This window comes from Nocardiopsis sp. CNZ308, assembly GCF_004217075.1.
The window spans coordinates 4,603,193-4,621,359 of the sequence record NZ_SHKJ01000001.1 but is presented as its reverse complement, the minus strand read 5'-3'; the positions used below and the strand labels follow the sequence as shown (position 1 = coordinate 4,621,359).

Below are 18,167 nucleotides of genomic sequence, written 5' to 3'. Positions count from 1 at the left end.
CGGTCCAGGGGCCCGGGGGCGGTGGTGACCGCCCCCGGGCCCCTCGCTCTCAGTTCCGGTTCCCGACCTTGTCGAAGACGCCGGTCAGCCCGTCCAGGAAGGCCGAGAGCGCGAGTTCGAAGCTCGCGTCGTCGATCTCCGCGGCGTGCTCGGGCAACCGGTGGGCCTGGGACAGGTTCGGGTAGCGGTCCCGGTAGACGCGCACGTCGTCGTCGAACCCGCGCGCGAAGGAGTTGGTGGCGGCCCCCACGACCAGGTACTTGGTGGAGGCGCCGATCATCGTGGCGTAGCGGGGCGGCCATCCGGCGCCCACCAGGCCGCCGTGCACCGCGTCGGCGCGGCGCAGCGCCTCCTCGCGGCGCCCGGGCCCGGAGGAGACCACCGGCAGCAGGTGGGGGTGCTCGGCGAGGGCGTCGCGGTAGGAGCGCGCCCAGACGGTGAGGCCCCGGCGCCAGTCCCCGCCCTCGAACCCCGAGACGTCGATGCGCGAGGTGACCTCGTCCGCGACCTCGGTGAGCAGCTCCTCCTTGGTGCGGTAGTGGCTGTAGAGGGAGGCCGCCTGCACGTCGAGCTCCTGGGCGAGCTTGCGCATGGACAGACCGTCCAGCCCGTCACGGTCGATGAGCGCGAGAGCCGCGCGGCGGATGCCCGGACGGCTCAGGATCGGCGTCTTGGGTCGGGCCACGGAGGGATCCCCTTCTCCACTGCGGCGGACGGACCGGACCCTCCGGCGTCCGGCCCGATCATCGCACGTCGGCTCACCGTGTGCGGACCCTCCGCGGCGTCCGCGCACCCGGGAGCCCGTCCTCCGGCCCCGCGCGACCCGGTGCGGGCGGCTGCCGGAACCGGTCCCCGCGCCCGTCTCCTCCCGTTCGGCCGCACCTCTTGCACGTACCCCGGGCGAGACCGTACCCTCAAACCGAACGCCGTTAGGTTACTGGGGAGACAGGCCGTGATCGATTTCTCACTGAGCGATGAGCAGCGCGCCGTCCGCGACTGGGTGCGGACCTTCGTCGAGCGGGAGCTGATGCCGCTGGAGAACGAGGTGCTGCGCCGCGAGCGCCAAGGGCAGCCGCCCGGCCTCAACGCCGAGGAGCGCACCCGGCTGCGCGAGCTGGCCCGCAAGTCCGACTTCTGGGGCGTGGAGACCCCGGTGGAGTACGGCGGCATGGGCCTGGACCCGGTCACCGCCGCGATCATCGAGATCGAGCTGGGCAGGACCTTCCTGACCTTCAAGTTCGGCGGCGAGGCCGACAACATCCTCTACCACGCCAACGAGGAGCAGAAGGAGCGCTACCTGCTGCCCACCATCGCCGGTGAGCGCCGCTCCTGCTTCGCCATCACCGAGCCCGGCGCGGGCTCCGACGCCAAGGCCATCCGCACGCGCGCCGTCCGCGACGGCGACACGTGGGTGGTCAACGGCGAGAAGACCTTCATCACCGGCGGCAACGAGGCCGACTTCGCCATGGTCTTCGCGGTCACCGACCCGGACAAGGGAGCCGACGGGGGCGTGACCTGCTTCCTGGTCGACCGCGAGGCGGGCTGGACCTCCGAGCCCATCGACACCATGGGCGAGCGCCGCCCGGCCTCCCTGGTCTTCCAGGACGTGCGCGTGCCGCACGAGAACATCCTGGGCGAGGAGGGCCGCGGCTTCGAGCTGGCCATGAAGTGGATCGGCAAGGGCCGCTACCTGCTGCCCGCCCGCGCGCTCGGCGGCTGCGAGCGCCTGCTGGACATGGCGATCGAGTACTCGCGCACGCGTGAGACCTTCGGGGCGCCCATCGCCGACCGGCAGGCCATCCAGTGGATGATCGCCGACTCCCAGACCGAGATCGAGGCGCTGCGCCTGCTGGTGCTGCACGCCGCGTGGCAGGTGTCGGTGGGCCGGGACTCGCGGCACGCGCAGTCCATCGCCAAGCTCTTCGGCGGCGTGAAGGCCAACGAGATCGTCGACCGCGTGATGCAGATCCACGGCGGCATGGGCTACACCCGTGAGCTGCCCATCGAGCGCTTCTACCGCGACGTGCGGCTGCTGCGCATCTTCGAGGGCACGGACGAGATCCAGCGCCGCACGATCGCCCGCGACCTGCTCAAGGGCCATGTCAAGGTGGGCGCAACCCTGGGCTAGCGGCGGGACGAGGGGCCCGTGCCGCACGTGGGAGCGCGGCACGGGCCCCTTCCGTACGCATGTGCCCGGACCGGGCGCGTCCGCCCCGATCGGGTCGGGTAAGCGCCCCCGGCCAGAGCGGGTGCGTGCCCCGACCCGTCGCCGCGGGGCGTCCGGTGCGGTGCACGGGACTCCGGCCCGCCGTGACCTCACTCCTGGCGCCACCTCCGGCGCCGGGGGCGGCACTGGGAACAGGGTCATCCCCGGCTGGAGCAGGAAACCCCGGCGGATGCTGGGAGCCCCGGCAGACGCGGGGAGTCCCGGCGCGACAGCCGCGGCAGACGCGGACGCGACACCGGGCGCAGGAAGCCCCGGAGGGCGCGGGCGCCACGGCAGGCACGGGCGCCACAGCAGGCGCGGACGCCGAACGCCGGGCGCCGGACGCGACGGCCCTAGCTGACGCCGACCAGGTCGCAGACGAAGATCAGGGTCTCGTCCGGCGCGATGGCGCCGGGGGCGCCGCGCTTGCCGTAGGCCAGGTGCGGCGGGATGACCAGCTTGCGGCGGCCGCCCACGCGCATGCCCAGGACGCCCTGGTCCCAGCCCTCGATGACCTGGCGCGCGCCGAGGCGGAAGCTCAGCGGGGTGCCGCGGTTCCAGCTGGCGTCGAACTCCTCGCCGCTGGAGAAGGCCACGCCCACGTAGTGGACCTGGACGGTGCTGCCGTGGCCCGCCTGGGCGCCTTCACCGACCTGGATGTCGGTGACCTCCAGCTCGGCGGGCGGCGGGCCCTCGATGAAGTCGATCTCGGGACGCTCAAGCGCCATGGTGGTACCCCTCGTGTGGTCACAGTGAACAGAGAGGCCCAGGCTATCGGTGCGCGGGAACCTCCCGGAGCAAAACGGACGTCCCGCCCGGGCGCTCCGTGACGCGCGCGTACCGTCCTGACCGGGCCCCAGACCCGAGTTCTGGGATCTGGAGCCTGAGGCCTGGAAACTGGGGCCCGGGTTCTGGGGTCTGAGAAAGCGGGCCCTGTTTCTCAGTCCGAGAACCTCGAACCCCGGATCTCAGGTGTGGGAACCCGGACTTGGGGACTCACGTCTGGGGTCTGGGGACTCGGATCTCAGGTGTGGAGACTCGGGCTTCGGGTCTCAGGTGTGGGGAATCGGACCTCGGGTCTCAGGTCTGTGACCTCAGGTGTGGGAACCCGGGTCTGGAGACTCAGGTCTCAGATCTCGCCGACGGTGGCGGCGATGACGTGGCCGTGGCCCTCGACCTTGATCGGCCCGCTGTCGGCCTGCACGAACACCGACTCACCGCGCTGGAGGGTCATCCCCTGGCCGACCTCGGCGACCAGCTCCACCTGCCCGTGCAGGGCGAGCAGCACGGTCGGCCCCTCCCCCGGCAGGTGGGCGGTGATGCGGCCGGGTCCGATCTCGTGCAGCGCGAACTCCGGGGCTGCCGTGCGGAACTCCCGGCGCCCCTCGCAGACCCCGGGTCTGGCGTAGGGGATGGGCAGCACCGAGAAGTCCACCACGTCCAGCAGTTCGGGCGCGTCCACGTGCTTGCCGGTCAGCCCGGCGCGCAGCACGTTGTCGGAGCTGGCCATCACCTCGACCGCGGTGCCCTGGAGGTAGGCGTGCATGTTCCCCGCGGGCAGGAACAGGGCCTGGCCCGGCCAGAGCGTGACCCGGTTGAGCAGCAGGGCGGCCACCGCGCCGGGGTCGCCCGGGTAGCGGTCGGCCAGGTCGGCGACGATGGCTCCGTGGGACCCGCGCGGGCCGGAGTCCGACCACTCGCGCACGAAGTCGTCCAGCAGCCGGGCGCGCTCGTCCCCGGTGAGGGTGAGCAGGCGGGTGAGGGCGCCGCGCAGTGCGGTTCCGGCGTCGGTCAGGGCGAGGTCGCCGCGCAGCGCGACGGCCAGTTCGCAGGTGAGTCCGTGCAGGTCGGCGTGGGCGGCGGCGGGTTCGCGGAAGCCGCACAGCGCCTCGAAGGGCTCCAGGGCGAGGAGGAGTTCGGGCTTGTGGTGGGGGTCGCGGTAGTTGCGGTGGGGGGCGTCCAGGGGGATGCCCGCGCGCTCCTCGGCCTCGAACCCGGCGCGGGCGCGGACGGCGTCGGGGTGGACCTGGAGGGACAGGGGCGCCTCGGCGGCCAGGACCTTGAGGAGGAAGGGCAGTCGCCCGCCGAAGCGCTCGGCGGTGCGCCGCCCCAGGACGCGGTGGGGGTTGTCGGCGATGAGGCCGGGCAGGGGGCGCGGGCCGTCCTCGCAGTGCGCCGTGCTGGGCGCGCCGTGGTGGGCCCCCAGCCACAGTTCGGCCTGGGGGGTGCCGTCGGGCTCGGCGCCCAGCAGCCGCGGGATGGCCGTGCGCGCTCCCCAGGCGTAAGGCCTTACCTGGTTGGTGAGCCTGTGCATGCGCCCCCCGCTTTCCCGTCTGCGTGTTCTCACCCCGTGGACACCCCGGCGAGGCTGCAACAGTCTCGTGGAGGGCGCTGTCCCGGTCGACACGGCGCGCCCCACACCTTGAGGTAGTGCACACTTCACCTCGCGGGGTGGGCGGGCACCCCACGAACACGGGTACCGGCTGCGGCAACGAAGTTACTCGGAAGTAAACCATGATCGGAAGCACGTGAACAGCGCCACATCCTGACCTCCTCCTCTTCCGCCCGGCGAGGGGCCGGGCGTCCCGCGACACGGCGGGAACCCCGTGCCGACCGCCCGTGGAGGCGACCGTCCGCCACCGCGTGGACGTGCGGCTCGCGAACCCCGCGCTCCCCCCGGCGGGGTTCCGCCATTGTCCCGCAGCGGCGTCCGGGGTGCCACGGCCGCGCCCCGGGAGCGGCCTTCCCCGCCTCGCCGCCGAAGCCTCTCCCTTCCTCGCTCCCCCTTCCGGGTAACCGGGGTGCCCGACGGATGGGCGACCGGTTAACGTGCTCTGGTCGTGTTTGTTCCCCGACGTGTGAGGCGGACACTTGAGGCTGCGCCAGGGCGGACCAGCGGACCTGTCAGCGGTACTGGAGACCTTCGACGCCACCGTGGCGTGGCTGGTCGAGCACGGGCGCTCCGCGCAGTGGGGCGACCGCCCCTGGTCACAGGATCCCCGACGGGTCGAGCGCGTGAAGGAGCTGGTCGCCGAGGGCCTGTGGGTGGCCGAGGTCGGGGACGGCACGGCCGGGTTCCTCACCGTCACCGAACGGGCTCCCGGCTACGCGCCGCGGGTGCGCGAACGCGAGCTCTACGTCCACCTGCTGCTGGTCGCGCGCGCCTACTCCGGGCGCGACGTGGGCGGCAAGCTGCTCTCCTTCGCCCGCAGGCAGGCGCGCGAGCGCGGCGTCGGGCTGGTGCGGGTGGACTGCTGGGCGGGCGGGGACGGGGCCCTGGTGCGCTACTACGAGGGGCAGGGCTTCACCCCGGTCGAACGGGTGCCGGTGGGCGGTACCGAGGTCCAGATGTTCGAGTACCGGGTCTGAACCGGGCCGACTCCTCCCGAAGGGGCGGCCCCACGCCTTGGCCGGGGAGACACACCCGGTCGGAGGGCCACTCGCAGGGTCGCGCCCGCCAGGGGCGGGGCCGGACCCCCGGGGCGCGAACACCCGGTTCGCGCCGAACGCGCCCGCCCGGCCGGGAGGCGGCGACGCGGACCGGTTCGGCGGCGGGAGGCGGAGGCGGGCGGTCGGCCCGGACCGCGGACGCTCAGCGCTCCCGGCGCACCTTGTCGGAGGCCTCCACCAGGCGGTCGATCATCCGCTGCGTCAGCACTGGGTCGGGCTGGGGCAGCCCGGCGATCGCCGCCATGTACAGCCCGTCGCCCGCGCGCAGGATGATCTCGGCCAGGACCGGGTCGGTGAGCTCCTCGTGCAGCAGGTCGCCCCAGCGGCTGAAGAGGCCCTGGACCGTGCGAACGGCCTCCTCGGGCATGTCCTCCTGGCCTCGCAGGGCCGCGATGACCGCCCAGTACAGCTCCCGTTCCTCGGGGCTGCGCGGCAGCGAGGTGCGCAGGAAGACGCGGACCACGCCCTCCTCCCCCTCCACCGCCTCCCGGAACTCCTCCTCCGCCAGCACGCGCAGGCGCTCGATGAGCCCGGTGAGCATGGCGGCCTTGGACGGGAAGTGGTACAGCAGTCCTCCCTTGGACACCGAGGCGTCACGGGCCACGGCCTCCAGGGTCACCGCGGAATAACCCTCACCGACGAGGATGTCCTGTAGGGAGTCGAGGATGCGGTCGCGGGTGTTCGAAGCGTTCACGATTGACACTGTACCGGCTGGACGGTACTGTACCGTCTGGACGGTTGAAGAGTCCCGGGAGTACGCCCGGTCGACCAGACTTCCCGCCCTTCCACCCGGCCGTTCGCCCTCCGCATCCCGCCGGTCCGAACGCGCCCTCACAGCCGTGCGGCGCGCACACAAGCGACACGTAACGAGGAAAGATGAGTTCCGCCCAGACCGGAAACGGCACCGCCGGCGCGCGCGGCCGCGACGGCGCGGCGCCCGCCCTCGCGGGCCCGCGCGAATGGACCGCGCTCGCCGTCCTGGTCCTCCCGGTGATCCTGATCTCGGTCGACTCCACCGTGCTCGGGTTCGCCGTCCCCGCGCTCAGCGAGCAGCTGCGGCCCGACGCGGGCCAGCTGCTGTGGATCGTCGACGTCTACGGCTTCGTCCTGGCCGGACTGCTGATCACCATGGGCTCGCTCGGCGACCGCATCGGTCGGCGGCGCCTGCTCATGATCGGTTCGGCCGCCTTCGGCGCGGCCTCACTGCTCGCCGCGTTCTCGCCCACCGCCGAGGTGCTCATCGCGGCCCGCGCCCTGCTCGGCCTGGCGGGCGCCTCGCTGATGCCCTCGACCCTGTCGCTGCTGCGCAACATCTTCCTGGACCCGCGCCAGCGCCTGCTGGCCATCGCCCTGTGGGCGTCGGGGTTCTCCGGCGGCGCGGCGCTCGGCCCGATCCTGGGCGGCTGGCTCCTGGAGCACTTCTTCTGGGGCTCGGTGTTCCTGATCAACCTGCCGGTGATGGCGCTGATCCTGGTGCTGGTCCCGCTGCTGGTGCGTGAGTCGCGCAACCCCGACTCGGGCCGCCTGGACCCGCTGAGCGTGGTCCTGTCCATGGCCGCGATCCTGCCCGTCGTGTACGGCGTCAAGAACCTGGCCACCGAGGGCCTGGCGGTCGTTCCGGTCGCGTCCCTGGTGCTCGGCCTGGGCCTGGGCTACCTGTTCGTCCGGCGCCAGAAGGCCCTCGACGACCCGCTGATCGACGTGGGCCTGTTCCGGTACCGCGTGTTCAGCGTGGCGGTGGCCACCAACCTGATGATCGTGTTCTCGCTGGTGTCGTCGCTGTTCTTCCTGACGCAGTACCTCCAGCTGGTGCTGGGCATCTCGCCGATGCGGGCCGGTTTCGTGCTGGTGCCCGGCCTGGTGCTGTCGGTGCTGGCGGGACTGGTGGCGGTGCGACTGTCGCGCCACCTGAGCCTGGCCACGGTGATCGGCGGATCCCTGCTGGTGACCGCGACCGGGTTCGCGGTCCTGGTCTTCGCGCCGCAGGGGAACGCGGTGACCGGTGTGGTGCTCGTGACGGCGGGCTTCGCGCTGATCGCCACCGGCTCGGGGTTCGCCGAGACGCTGACCAACGGCGCGATCATGTCGGCGGCCCCGCCCCAGCGCGCGGGCGCGGCCTCGGCGATCTCCGAGACCGCCTACGAGCTGGGCGCGGCGCTGGGCGTCGCGCTGCTGGGCAGTGTGCTGACCGCGTCCTACCGGGCCAACCTGACCGCCGTGGAGGGCGTGCCCTCGGGGGCCGTGGACGCCGCCCGGGAGACCCTGGGCGGGGCCGCGAACGCCGCCGCCGAGGTGGGCGGCGCCGCGGGCGACGCGCTGATGCTCGCCGCGCGGACGGCGTTCACCGACGGCATGCACCTGACCAGCGTCATCGCCGTGGTGATCGTCCTGGCGGCCGCCGCGCAGGCGTGGGTGCTGCTGCGCGGTCGGGGCAACCCGGCGGTGGAGCCGGTGGAGGGCCCCGCCGAGGGGGCCCTGGAGGAGACGGTCGAGGCCGTGGGCACCGCCGGGACCGCGGGGACCACCGTGGCCGCCGAGACCGTGGGCATCGATGAGGCCGAGGGGACCACGGGTACCGGGCAGGAACCGGGCCCCGTGACCGCCGACTCGGCGGCCGGGGACGCCGCGATCTCGCCCGAGCGGACGCGCTCCGACGGCTAGCAGGTGAGGGTCCGGGTCCCGGAAGGCGACGCCTTCCGGGGCCGACGCGTGTCCGGCCCCTGCGGGGCCGCGCCGGGGGGGTTCTCTAGGGTCCTCGCATGAGAATGCGGTTCGGTCGCCCCGACGTCGTGGAGGCGCGAGGACCCCTGGTCAGGTCTCTGAACGGGGGCGGTCTCGGACGCGGGAGTGGCTCCTGAGCGGACCCGGGAGTGGTCTCCGAGCGGACGCGGAGCGGTCTCAGGGAACGCGGAGCAGTTCCACCTCGCCGCCGTCCCACTCCGGCGGCACCACCGCGTAGGCGTCGGCCAGCGCGGCGCCGCGCAGACTGCCCGGACGGTCGTGGCCCACCGGATGCGCCCGTCCGCCGTCCAGACGCACCGCGACCAGCCGGGTGTCCCGGGGGTGGGCGGTGACGGCGCCCTCCAGAACGGCCCGGGCCAGCCCCGTTCCGGGGTCCGGGCGGCCCGTCATGGCGGCCAGCAGGGGGACCAGCAGGGTGGCCGCGGCGACCAGGGCGGCCCCGGGGTTGCCGGGAAGGCCCACGAACACGGTCCGGCCGGTGTGCGCGAGCAGCTGCGGGTGGCCCGGGCGGCAGGCGACCCCGTCCACCGCGACCTCGGCGCCCAGCTCCTCCAGGACCGAACGCAGGTGGTCGGCCGGGCCCCGGGACGAGGAACCGCACACCGCGACCACGTCGCCGTCCGCGCCCGCCAGCGCGTCGAGCAGCGGCCGCCGCTCGTCGCCCAGGTGGCGCAGGGACGCGATCCGGCCGCCCGCGCGCTCGACGACTCCGGGCAGCGCCGGACCGATGGCGTCGCGCACGCTGCCGTCGCCGGGCAGTCCCGATGTGGTGATCTCCTCACCGGTGACCAGGACCGAGACCCGGGGGCGCAGCACGGGCAGGGTGTCGTGGCCCAGGCTGGCGGCCAGGCCCAGCGCGGCGGGGCCGATCACCGCTCCCCGTTCGAGCACGGTCTCGCCGGGGGCGGTCTCCTCCCCCGCCCAGCGCACGTGGCGGCCCGCCTCCGCGGGCCCGTCCACCGTCCCGCCCCGGACGGCGGCCAGCTCGTAGGGCACGACGCACTCCGTGTCCTTGGGCACACGGGCGCCGGTGGCGATCTCCACGGCCTCGCCCGGGCGCAGGCCCACGGGCGCCTCCGCCGCTCCGGCCAGCTGCCTGCCGACCAGCCGCCAGGGCCCCGGGCCCGACACCGCGAAGCCGTCCATGGCCGAGGCGTCGAAGGCGGGCAGGCCCGACAGGGCGTGCACGTCCGCGGCCAGGACGGCGCCCAGGGCGTCCTCCAGGGGAAGCTCCCGCGGGTGCGGGGGCCTGCCGCCGCCCAGGAGCCGGGCGGCCTCACGCGCCCGCGGCCACGACCGGTGCCCGCCGTGTCCCCCGGTGCCGCCGCCCGCGCCCATATCCGTCTCCCCCTCGTCACGCCGGTGTCCCCCATTGTCCACCCGAGCGCATGACGCGGACGTTAACGTCCGCTCCGATGGCCCCGGCGCGTCCTCCGACCGCACGGCCTTCCGCCCGCGCTGGGAACGCCGAACCGGCCCCTCCCAGCGCCGATTTGCCGTCTGCCGACTTTCCGCTAGAGTTCTTACCAGCAGCACGGCGGGGCCCACGGGCCGGACGCCAGGCAGCAAGCGGACGTGGCTCAGCTGGTAGAGCATCACCTTGCCAAGGTGAGGGTCGCGGGTTCGAATCCCGTCGTCCGCTCGGAGGAGACGCGAGGTGCCCCGGCGCCTTACGTGCAACTCGGTGGAGTGGCCGAGAGGCGAGGCAGCGGCCTGCAAAGCCGTCTACACGGGTTCGAATCCCGTCTCCACCTCCCCATCGCTACACGCGGGCGGTTAGCTCAGTTGGTTAGAGCGCTACCTTGACACGGTAGAGGTCACAGGTTCGAATCCTGTATCGCCCACCATCTTCCCAGGCCGGAGCACACGCTCCGGCCTGAGTCGTTTCCGGGCAGCGCGGCGGGAGGGCGGAGCCCCCGCTCCGCCCTCCCGCACACCCGTGTTCACGCCTCGGGACGACCCCCGGCGGTTGCTTCGGTCAGGGTGAGGTTCCGGCGCCCGACGACGCGACCGCTCCCCGGCCGGGGGACGCCGACGACCGCCGTGGCCGACCGTTCAGTCGCTGACCCTGCTCCGGGACCGGTACAGCAGGTCCTGGTACTCGGGATGACGGGCGATCCAGCCCGCGAAGAAGGGGCAGGTCGCCAGCACGCGCAGGTTCGCGGACCGCGCCTCGTCGAGGGCGGTGCGGGCCAGCGCGGACCCGACTCCTCTGCCTTCGTGCTCCGGCGCGACCTCGGTGTGCACGAACGCGACGAGTTCCGGCGTGCGGATGTACTCCGCGACGCCCGCGACCCCGGGTTCTCCGTCGACGCGGGCCTCACAGCGCTTCGCCCGGGACACGTCGCCCACCAGGACCGCCACGGGTCCTCCCCTCGTGTTGGTGTGTCAACCCGTTCACGCCGTCGACCGGCGGTGTCCTCGTCCGAGACGGGGCCGGTCGGGGACGGGCAGCGCCCGACGCGGACCGGCCCCGTTCCGCGGTCGCGTCGTCAGGCGCCGTTCGCGGCGCGGCTGGCCAGCATCTGCGTCTCCCAGGCGAAGGCGATGCCGGTGGCGCCGCCGTGCTGGGTCAGGACGTCGACCATGCCCTCCATGGTCTCCTCGCGGGCCCAGTCGCGCTGCCACTCGCCCGCCACGGCCAGCCAGGTGATCGGCGCCACGCCGGCCTGGACCATGCGCCGCACGGCCATGTCGTGGGACTCCGCCGTGGCACCGCCCGACGCGTCGGTGACGGCGAAGACCTCGAAGCCCTCGCCCGCCGCCTGGATCGCCGGCATGGCCAGGCAGATCTCCGTCCACAGACCGGCCATGACCACCTTCTTGCGGCCGGTCGCCCTGACGGCGTCGACGACGCGCTCGTCCTCCCAGGTGTTGATGAACGTGCGGTCGATCGGCTTCTGCTCCGGGAACACGTCCTGAAGCTCCTTGATGAGGTAGCCGCCGCGCTCCTCCAGCACGGTCGTCAGGATGGTCGGAACGCCGAACGCCTTGGCGGCCTTGGCGAGGCCGACGGTGTTGTTGACGACCATGGACGGCTCATGGCTGTTCAGGTTGGCGAACTGGAACGGCTGGTGGTCGATCAGGACGAGGACACTCTCCTCGGGCGTCAGCAGTGCCTGGAGTCCGTTCTTGGCCTTGGTGCTCACAGGGGGTTCCTCTCAAGGGGTTCGTGTTCCGGGGGCTCGGCGGGGACACCGCCGGACCGCACGTGGACGGCACGGCTCCGCGGACCGGCGCGACCTCTCCGCACGGGAGACGGCCCTCCGCTTCGGTGACGGCGCGCCTCCGCCGAGTTAGGTGATGCATCACCAAAATTAGCATCTTTGGATGACGTGTCAACAAAATCGGGCCCGGAATCCGCCATCGCCCCGCCGCCCCGCAAGTTGTCTTGTCACCTACCGTCCGGATGATGTATCAACGACCAGCGGGGGTCTCGCACCCACAGGCGGCGCGGGGCGCCGTCCCTCCGGAGGCCGTTGGCCGCCGGGGCGCGGCGGGACCGGCAGGACCGCGGCCCGCCTCGCTCCGGCAGGGACGGGGGCCAGGACGCCCGTCCTCGGCGCACGACCGCCTCCGCCCCTTGGCGCACAGAAGGAAGTGAGTGAGCGATGACCAGCCCGTCAGCGACGAACTGGCCGAGCCTGCGGGTCTCGGACTGGACCCCCACCCGCGACACCCTGCACATGTGGACCCAGATCGTGGGCAAGATCCGCATGGCCCACGCTCCGCTGATCAACCACTGGTGGCAGGTGACCCTCTACGTCAGCCCGCGCGGGCTGACGACCTCAGCCGTCCCGTACGGCACCGGGGCCTTCGAGATCGAGTTCGACTTCGTCGGCCACCAGCTCCGGATCCGCAGCAGCGACGGCGGCGAGCGGAGCTTCGCGCTGCGGCCGATGCCGGTCGCCGAGTTCTACACCCAGATCATGGACACGCTCGGCCGACTCGGGATCCAGGCCCCGATCCGACCGAGCCCCAACGAGGTCGAGCCCGCGATCCCCTTCGCCGAGGACCACGAGCACGCCTCCTACGACGGGGAGGCGGCCGCCCTGTTCTGGCGCCAGCTCCTCCAGGCGAACCGGGTGATGGGCGAGTTCCGGTCGCACTTCGTGGGCAAGGTCAGTCCGGTGCACTTCTTCTGGGGGGCGATGGACCTGGCCTGCACCCGCTTCTCCGGGCGCACGGCCCCGCCCCACCCGGGCGGAGCGCCCAACTGCGGGGACTGGGTCATGGTCGAGGGCTACTCCCGGGAGCTGTCCAGCTGCGGGTTCTGGCCCGGCGGCGGCGAGGAGGGCGCCTTCTACTCCTACGCCTACCCCGCACCCGGCGGGTTCGCCGACCGGCCGGTGGGTCCTGAGGGCGCGTACTACAGCGCCGAGTTCCAGCAGTTCCTGCTGCCCTACGAGGCCGCCCGCACCGCGCCCGACCCCGACCGCGCGGTGGCCGAGTTCCTGCGCACCACCTACGAGGCCGCCGCGGACCTCGGGAGCTGGGACCGCTCCGCGCTGGAGGACGACCCCCTGCGGTGGCAGGCGGCCTCCGCCTCCTGAGGAGACGGCGGGGGCGAACGGGGGCCGCGGTGTCGGCCCCCGTCGACGGGCCCCTCCGCGCCCCGGAGGGCTCGGCCCGGTGCAGGGCCACGTCCCGGCCGCTTCGTCCCAAGTGGATGAGGTGTCAACTTCTTCGTTACACTGCGCCCATGGACGAGACGCCGCGTTGGCTGGAGGCGGACGAGAAGGCCGCTTGGGACAGCTTCATCCGCATGCAGGAGACGCTCATCGGGCGGCTGTCCCGTCACCTCCAGAACGACTCCGGGGTGTCCGCCTCCGACTACGCCGTGCTCGTCAGCCTCACCGCGACGAGCGACGGGAGGATGCGCCTCCTGGAACTGGCCAAGATGGTGAACTGGGAGAAGAGCCGGATGTCCCACCAGGTCCGGCGGATGGCCAAGCGCGGGCTCGTGGCCAGGGAGGAATGCCCAGACGACGCCCGCGGGGCGTTCGTCGTCGCCACCCCGGCCGGGTACCAGGCGATCGAAGAGGCGGCGCCCCTGCACGTCGAGCACGTCCGCCGCCTGTTCGTCGACGCCCTGACCCCCAACCAGCTCAGGACGTTCGCCCGGCTCTCCCAGCGCGTCTCGGACCACATGGAGAAGCAGCCGGACTGAGCGGACGGCGCGGGTCCCCGGGGAGCACCGCCCCGATTCCGTTGATGGATCAACGCCCACTTGGTCTACTATGGTTGATGCATCAACAAAAGACGATGATGTCGCGACGGGGCGACCGCGCCCGGCACCGCGTTCGTCACGGCAGTCGGCACAGCGACCAACAGGGAGACGGGTGCGATGCAGTTCGGGATCTTCACCGTCGGTGACGTGACCACCGACCCCACCACCGGCCGTACGCAGACCGAGGCCGAGCGCGTCAAGGCGATGGTGACCATCGCGCTCAAGGCCGAGGAGGTCGGCCTGGACGTCTTCGCCACCGGCGAGCACCACAACCCGCCCTTCGTGGCCTCCTCACCCACCACGATGCTCGGCTACATCGCGGCCAGGACCGACAGGCTCCTCCTGTCCACCTCCACCACCCTGATCACCACCAACGACCCGGTCAAGATCGCCGAGGACTTCGCCATGCTCCAGCACCTGGCCGACGGCCGGGTGGACCTGATGATGGGCCGCGGCAACACCGGCCCCGTCTACCCCTGGTTCGGCCAGGACATCCGCCAGGGCATCCCGCTGGCACTGGAGAACTACCAGCTGCTGCACCGGCTCTGGCGCGAGGACGTCGTGGACTGGGAGGGCAGGTTCCGCACCCCCCTGCAGGGCTTCACCTCCACCCCCCGCCCCCTGGACGGGGTGCCCCCGTTCGTGTGGCACGGCTCCATCCGCAGCCCCGAGATCGCCGAGCAGGCCGCCTTCTACGGCGACGGCTTCTTCCACAACAACATCTTCTGGCCCGCCACGCACACCAAGAAGCTCATCTCGCTCTACCGCCGCCGCTTCGAGCACTACGGCCACGGCAGGGCCGAGCAGGCCATCGTCGGCCTGGGCGGGCAGGTGTTCATGCGCAAGAACTCCCAGGACGCGGTGAGGGAGTTCCGCCCCTACTTCGACCACCACCCCCTGATGGGCGGCGGACCGTCGCTGGAGGAGTACATGCAGGAGACCCCGCTGACCGTCGGCAGCCCCCAGCAGGTCATCGACAGGACCCTCGCCTTCCGCGACAGCTTCGGCGACTACCAGCGCCAGCTGTTCAACGTCGACGGCGTCGGGACACCCCTGAAGACCGTGCTGGAGCAGCTGGACCTGCTCGGCGAGGAGGTCGTGCCGGTGCTGCGCAAGGAGTTCGCCGCCGGGCGGCCCGCGCACGTGCCCGACGCCCCCACCCACGCCTCACTGCTCGCCGCCCGCGCCGCCGCGAACACCTCCGCGTCAGCGACGGGCTGAGGCGCGACGACCGATCCCCACGGCGGGTTCCCGTGCCAGTCGCGGCGAGAACCCGCCGCCGCCGTGCCCGCCGCCGGGCGGCCCGACCGGCGTCCGCCCCACCCGGTCCGGGGCGCCGCCGCGTCCGCCACCGACCAAGCCGAACACCGTCCCCACCAGAGGCCTTCCGTGACAGAGCCGCGAACAGACGGGACCGGCGCCGTCGTCCACGTCACGCTGGACGGGACACGCGCCGTCAGCGCCTACACCGTGGGCCTGGAGGACGGCACCCCCGCCGGGCGCGCGGACTTCGTCGACCCGCCCCAGGCAGCCAACGAGCGCGTCTTCTTCCACACCGAGGTCGCACCGGAGTTCGGCGGCCGGGGCCTGGCCGGGCTGCTCGTCCGCGAGGCACTGGCCGACAGCATCCGCAGGAACCTCACCGTCGTGCCCGTGTGCCCGCTCTTCGCCAAGCGCCTGCGGGAGCACGGCGACGAGTACACGGCCCGGGGCGGGCGGTTCCGTCGGCCGAGGCCGTCCGACCTCGCCCTGGTCAAGGAGACCGTCGAGGGAGACGGCGCGTGAGAGCGGAGCGCCCCTACATCGACAAGGAGCACCCCTGGTCAACATCCGGGTGTCCCAGATCAACGGGTGTCCGACCTGCCTGAGCATCCACCTCCCCAAGGCGCGCAAGGCGGGGGTGGAGCAGGGCGCCCTGGACGTGCTGTCGGCCTGGCGCGAGGCCGGGCTGTTCACCGACGAGCAGCGGGCCGCGCTCGAACTGGCGGAGTCGTTGACGGTGCTCGGGCGGTAGGCCGTCTCCGCGGTCGCGTTTCCGGTCCGCACGGGCCGGCCCCGGACACGGGGAGAAGGGTCCTCTGCCCTTCTCCCCGTGTTCATGTCCTCACCCTCCGGTGTGTACCGCCGTTGGAAAGAGCACCCGTCGTGGAGGATGTGCACGGCCCGGACACCGGGCGCCTCACCCACCGCCCAGACGAGCCCTCACGCGAAGGGGTGCCCCCGTGAACCCGTCCTGCCCAAGACCCCCGGGCCCCGTCCGCTCGGCGGCCCTCCCCGTCATCGCCGTGCTCGTCGCGCCCATGGTCCTGGCCGCGCCGTCGTCCCGGGTGACGGCCGACGTCGCCGCGCCGGTGGGCGGGATCCCCGGAGCCGTGGAGGAGCGGATCGCCGCCGGGGTGGACCTCGCCTCCGGTCCCGTCCCCGGCACCGGGGGCGGCGGGGAGCAGTTCGCCAGCCTCCTCACCGTCGACCTCACCGAGGAGGTCGGGGTCGAGTACGTGGACGGGGGCGGTCTCACCTCCCCCGCGACGGTCGCGGACATGGTCGCCGCCGCCGAGCCCCCGGAGGGGTCCACCGTGGTCGCCGCGGTCAACGGCGGCTACTTCGACATCGGCGCGACCCAGGCCCCCCTGGGCGCCGGGATGAGCGACGGACGTTTGCTCACCTCGCCCGACCCGGGGTTCGCCAACGCCGTGGTCATCGACGCCGAGGGCAGGGGCAGCGTTCGCCGGGTGGCCTTCGAAGGGACCGCGTCCCTGCCGTCGGGGGACCTCGGCCTCGACGCCCTCAACACCTCCGCCGTCCCCGCGGACGGCCTCGGCCTGTACACGTCGGACTGGGGCGGCCACCCCCGCGCACACGTGGTGTACGAACCCGGGAGCGGCCCCGGGGACACGGCCGTCGCCGAGGCCGTGATCTCCGAGGGCGCCGTCGAGCGGGTCAGCGGCACCCCCGGCAGCGGCCCGATCGACGAGGACGAGCAGGTCCTGGTGGCGCGCGGCTCCGCGGCGGAGCGGATCGCCGACCTGTCCGAGGGCGACCCGGTCGAGGTGGAGCACACCCTCACGGCCGAGGGCGCCGAACCCCGCGTCGTCGTGGGCGGACGGCACGTGCTGGTGCGCGACGGCGAACCCGTCCCCGTCGAGGACGTCTCCCGCGCGCCGCGTACCGCGATCGGGTTCTCCGAGGACGGCGAGGTCATGCACGTGGTGACCGCGGACGGGCGCAACCGCGGCCACGCCGGGTCCACGCTCGCGGAGGTCGCCGAACTGCTCGCCGCGTCCGGGGCCGAGCAGGCGCTGGAGCTGGACGGCGGCGGGTCCTCGACCCTGCTCGTGCGCGAACCCGGGGGCGTCTCCCCGGTGCTGCGCAACCGCGCCGGGGACCAGCTCCGGGAGATCCCCGACGGCCTGGTGATCACGGCGCCCGAGGGCTCGGCCCGGACCTCGGGCCTGTGGCTGCGGCCCGCGCTGGAACCCCGGCCCGAACACGGCTCCCCCCTACCGCCCCAGGCGGATCCCCGCCGCGTGTTCACCGGCATGCACCGCACCCTGGCCGCCACCGGGCACGACGAGGCCTTCGGGCCGTCCGGGCCCGGCGCGCCCCGCTCCCCCGACGACCGCACCGGCCAACTGGAGCTGTCCGCGCCCACCGGACACGGCGACGGCCCCCGGTTCGTCGCGGGAGACCCCGGACCGGTGACCGTCACGGGACGGGCGGGGACGCTCCGCGACACCGTCGATCTGGAGGTGCTGCCCGCCCCGGACACGCTCCTCGCCGCGCCTGAGCGCCTGGGCATGGCCTCCGCCGAGGACACCGCCTCCTTCGTGCTCACCGGGGTCACCGAGGACGGGCGGCGGGCGCCCGTCGAACCCGTGGACGCCCGGGTCGAGGCCGTCCCCGACCTGGTCGAGGTCGTGGACCGTGGAGACGGAGGCTTCGAGGTGCGCCCGCGCGCCGGGGAGGGAACGGCTGCCGGGGAGGGGCCGGGAACCGCAGAGGGATCGGGCGTCCTCACGGTGACCGCGGGCGGGGTGAGCACGCGGATCCCGTTCTCCGTCGGCACCCGGACGACGCTCCTGGCGGACTTCGAGGACGCGCGGGAGTGGACGGCGCGGTCCGCGCGCGGCGGGGCCGAGGTGCGCCCCGCGGCCGGACGGGACGGCCCCGGTCTGGCCCTGGCCTACGACTTCACCCGCGACATCCGCACCCGGACCGCCGCCGCCCACCCGCCCGAACCGCTCGCCCTGGACCGCCAGGCCTTCGCGTTCACGGTGGGCGTGCACGGCGACGGCAGCGGTGCCCGCCTCGTGCTCAGCCTCACCGACGCGCACGGTGTCGGCCACTCCCTGGAGGGCCCCGCCGTGGACTGGGAGGGCTGGCGCGACGTGCGCCTGGAGGTGCCCGAGGACGTCGGGCACCCGGTCACGGTCTCACGGGTGTACCTGTTGGAGGAGGATCCGAGCCGGGCCTACGCCGGTGAGGTGGTGCTGGACGGCCTCACCGCCGAGGCCGTGACGGAGCCCTGACCCGCCGGGC

At 73.3% G+C, this 18,167-nt stretch carries 16 protein-coding genes and 3 tRNA genes; 12 read left to right on the top strand and 7 right to left on the bottom strand.

Annotated elements, in window-relative coordinates; translation table 11 throughout:
• Positions 1–49: 49 nt before the first annotated feature.
• On the bottom strand, positions 50–685 hold the full coding sequence (locus EV372_RS19910; protein ID WP_130397218.1) for a TetR/AcrR family transcriptional regulator: 636 nt from the start codon (positions 683–685) through the stop codon (positions 50–52).
• 267 nt (positions 686–952) lie between these two features.
• Here EV372_RS19910 and EV372_RS19905 point away from each other — a divergent pair, with 267 nt between their 5' ends.
• On the top strand, positions 953–2,128 hold the full coding sequence (locus tag EV372_RS19905; RefSeq protein WP_130397217.1) for an acyl-CoA dehydrogenase family protein: 1,176 nt from the start codon (positions 953–955) through the stop codon (positions 2,126–2,128).
• A gap of 431 nt (positions 2,129–2,559) precedes the next feature.
• Here EV372_RS19905 and EV372_RS19900 read toward each other — a convergent pair whose 3' ends face one another.
• Positions 2,560–2,934: an FKBP-type peptidyl-prolyl cis-trans isomerase gene (locus EV372_RS19900; protein WP_130397216.1), complete on the bottom strand. Its 375-nt coding sequence runs from the start codon at positions 2,932–2,934 to the stop codon at positions 2,560–2,562.
• Between the two features lie 401 nt (positions 2,935–3,335).
• Complete coding sequence (gene manA / locus EV372_RS19890; RefSeq protein ID WP_130397215.1) at positions 3,336–4,520, bottom strand: mannose-6-phosphate isomerase, class I; 1,185 nt, start codon at positions 4,518–4,520, stop codon at positions 3,336–3,338.
• Positions 4,521–5,077: 557 nt separating this feature from the next.
• Between manA and EV372_RS19885 the strand changes: the two genes are divergently transcribed.
• Positions 5,078–5,575: a GNAT family N-acetyltransferase gene (locus EV372_RS19885; protein ID WP_130397214.1), complete on the top strand. Its 498-nt coding sequence runs from the start codon at positions 5,078–5,080 to the stop codon at positions 5,573–5,575.
• Between the two features lie 223 nt (positions 5,576–5,798).
• Here the strand turns inward: EV372_RS19885 and EV372_RS19880 are convergent, their stop codons facing one another.
• Positions 5,799–6,350 carry a TetR/AcrR family transcriptional regulator gene (locus EV372_RS19880; protein ID WP_130397213.1) on the bottom strand — a complete coding sequence of 184 codons (552 nt, stop codon included), beginning with the start codon at positions 6,348–6,350 and terminating at the stop codon, positions 5,799–5,801.
• Positions 6,351–6,532: 182 nt separating this feature from the next.
• Here EV372_RS19880 and EV372_RS19875 point away from each other — a divergent pair, with 182 nt between their 5' ends.
• Complete coding sequence (locus tag EV372_RS19875) at positions 6,533–8,317, top strand: MFS transporter (protein WP_130397212.1); 1,785 nt, start codon at positions 6,533–6,535, stop codon at positions 8,315–8,317.
• Between the two features lie 237 nt (positions 8,318–8,554).
• On the opposite strand, the gene EV372_RS19870 is transcribed toward EV372_RS19875, so the two are convergent.
• Positions 8,555–9,736 (bottom strand): molybdopterin molybdotransferase MoeA, encoded by a 1,182-nt coding sequence (locus EV372_RS19870; protein ID WP_165436007.1) that lies wholly within the window; start codon positions 9,734–9,736, stop codon positions 8,555–8,557.
• Between the two features lie 231 nt (positions 9,737–9,967).
• On the opposite strand from EV372_RS19870, the gene EV372_RS19865 reads away from it, so the two are divergent.
• The 3 genes from EV372_RS19865 (at position 9,968) to EV372_RS19855 (ending at position 10,245) form a co-directional block, all read left to right on the top strand.
• Positions 9,968–10,040: transfer RNA gene (locus tag EV372_RS19865), tRNA-Gly, on the top strand.
• Positions 10,041–10,081: 41 nt separating this feature from the next.
• Positions 10,082–10,152 (top strand) — tRNA-Cys (locus EV372_RS19860).
• Positions 10,153–10,168: 16 nt separating this feature from the next.
• Positions 10,169–10,245, top strand: a tRNA-Val gene (locus tag EV372_RS19855).
• A 208-nt stretch (positions 10,246–10,453) separates the two neighbouring features.
• Here the strand turns inward: EV372_RS19855 and EV372_RS19850 are convergent.
• Together EV372_RS19850 and EV372_RS19845 are read right to left on the bottom strand one after the other, a co-directional pair.
• Positions 10,454–10,762 (bottom strand): GNAT family N-acetyltransferase, encoded by a 309-nt coding sequence (locus tag EV372_RS19850; RefSeq protein WP_130397210.1) that lies wholly within the window; start codon positions 10,760–10,762, stop codon positions 10,454–10,456.
• 128 nt (positions 10,763–10,890) lie between these two features.
• A complete protein-coding gene (locus tag EV372_RS19845; protein ID WP_130397209.1) occupies positions 10,891–11,547 on the bottom strand; it encodes a hydrolase in 657 nt (218 codons plus the stop codon).
• Positions 11,548–12,009: 462 nt separating this feature from the next.
• On the opposite strand from EV372_RS19845, the gene EV372_RS19840 reads away from it, so the two are divergent.
• From EV372_RS19840 to EV372_RS19815, 6 genes are all read left to right on the top strand, one after another.
• Positions 12,010–12,951, top strand: coding sequence for a DUF5996 family protein (locus tag EV372_RS19840; RefSeq protein WP_130397208.1), 942 nt, complete (start codon positions 12,010–12,012; stop codon positions 12,949–12,951).
• A 149-nt stretch (positions 12,952–13,100) separates the two neighbouring features.
• Positions 13,101–13,568: a MarR family winged helix-turn-helix transcriptional regulator gene (locus EV372_RS19835; protein WP_130397207.1), complete on the top strand. Its 468-nt coding sequence runs from the start codon at positions 13,101–13,103 to the stop codon at positions 13,566–13,568.
• Positions 13,569–13,745: 177 nt separating this feature from the next.
• Complete coding sequence (locus EV372_RS19830; protein ID WP_130397206.1) at positions 13,746–14,849, top strand: LLM class flavin-dependent oxidoreductase; 1,104 nt, start codon at positions 13,746–13,748, stop codon at positions 14,847–14,849.
• 168 nt (positions 14,850–15,017) lie between these two features.
• Positions 15,018–15,413, top strand: a complete 396-nt coding sequence (locus tag EV372_RS19825; protein WP_130397205.1) for a GNAT family N-acetyltransferase — start codon at positions 15,018–15,020, stop codon at positions 15,411–15,413.
• 49 nt (positions 15,414–15,462) lie between these two features.
• A complete protein-coding gene (locus EV372_RS19820) occupies positions 15,463–15,642 on the top strand; it encodes a carboxymuconolactone decarboxylase family protein (RefSeq protein WP_486484003.1) in 180 nt (59 codons plus the stop codon).
• Positions 15,643–15,850: 208 nt separating this feature from the next.
• A complete protein-coding gene (locus tag EV372_RS19815) occupies positions 15,851–18,157 on the top strand; it encodes a phosphodiester glycosidase family protein (RefSeq protein ID WP_130397204.1) in 2,307 nt (768 codons plus the stop codon).
• Positions 18,158–18,167: the final 10 nt, after the last annotated feature.

What these genes read in the sequence shown, in the direction of transcription:
- EV372_RS19900 (WP_130397216.1), bottom strand. Translation starts at nt 2,934, where the DNA reads ATGGCGCTTGAGCGTCCCGAGATCGACTTCATCGAGGGCCCGCCGCCC.
- manA (WP_130397215.1), bottom strand. Translation starts at nt 4,520, where the DNA reads ATGCACAGGCTCACCAACCAGGTAAGGCCTTACGCCTGGGGAGCGCGC.
- EV372_RS19875 (WP_130397212.1), top strand. Translation starts at nt 6,533, where the DNA reads ATGAGTTCCGCCCAGACCGGAAACGGCACCGCCGGCGCGCGCGGCCGC.
- EV372_RS19870 (WP_165436007.1), bottom strand. Translation starts at nt 9,736, where the DNA reads ATGGGCGCGGGCGGCGGCACCGGGGGACACGGCGGGCACCGGTCGTGG.
- EV372_RS19840 (WP_130397208.1), top strand. Translation starts at nt 12,010, where the DNA reads ATGACCAGCCCGTCAGCGACGAACTGGCCGAGCCTGCGGGTCTCGGAC.
- EV372_RS19835 (WP_130397207.1), top strand. Translation starts at nt 13,101, where the DNA reads ATGGACGAGACGCCGCGTTGGCTGGAGGCGGACGAGAAGGCCGCTTGG.
- EV372_RS19830 (WP_130397206.1), top strand. Translation starts at nt 13,746, where the DNA reads ATGCAGTTCGGGATCTTCACCGTCGGTGACGTGACCACCGACCCCACC.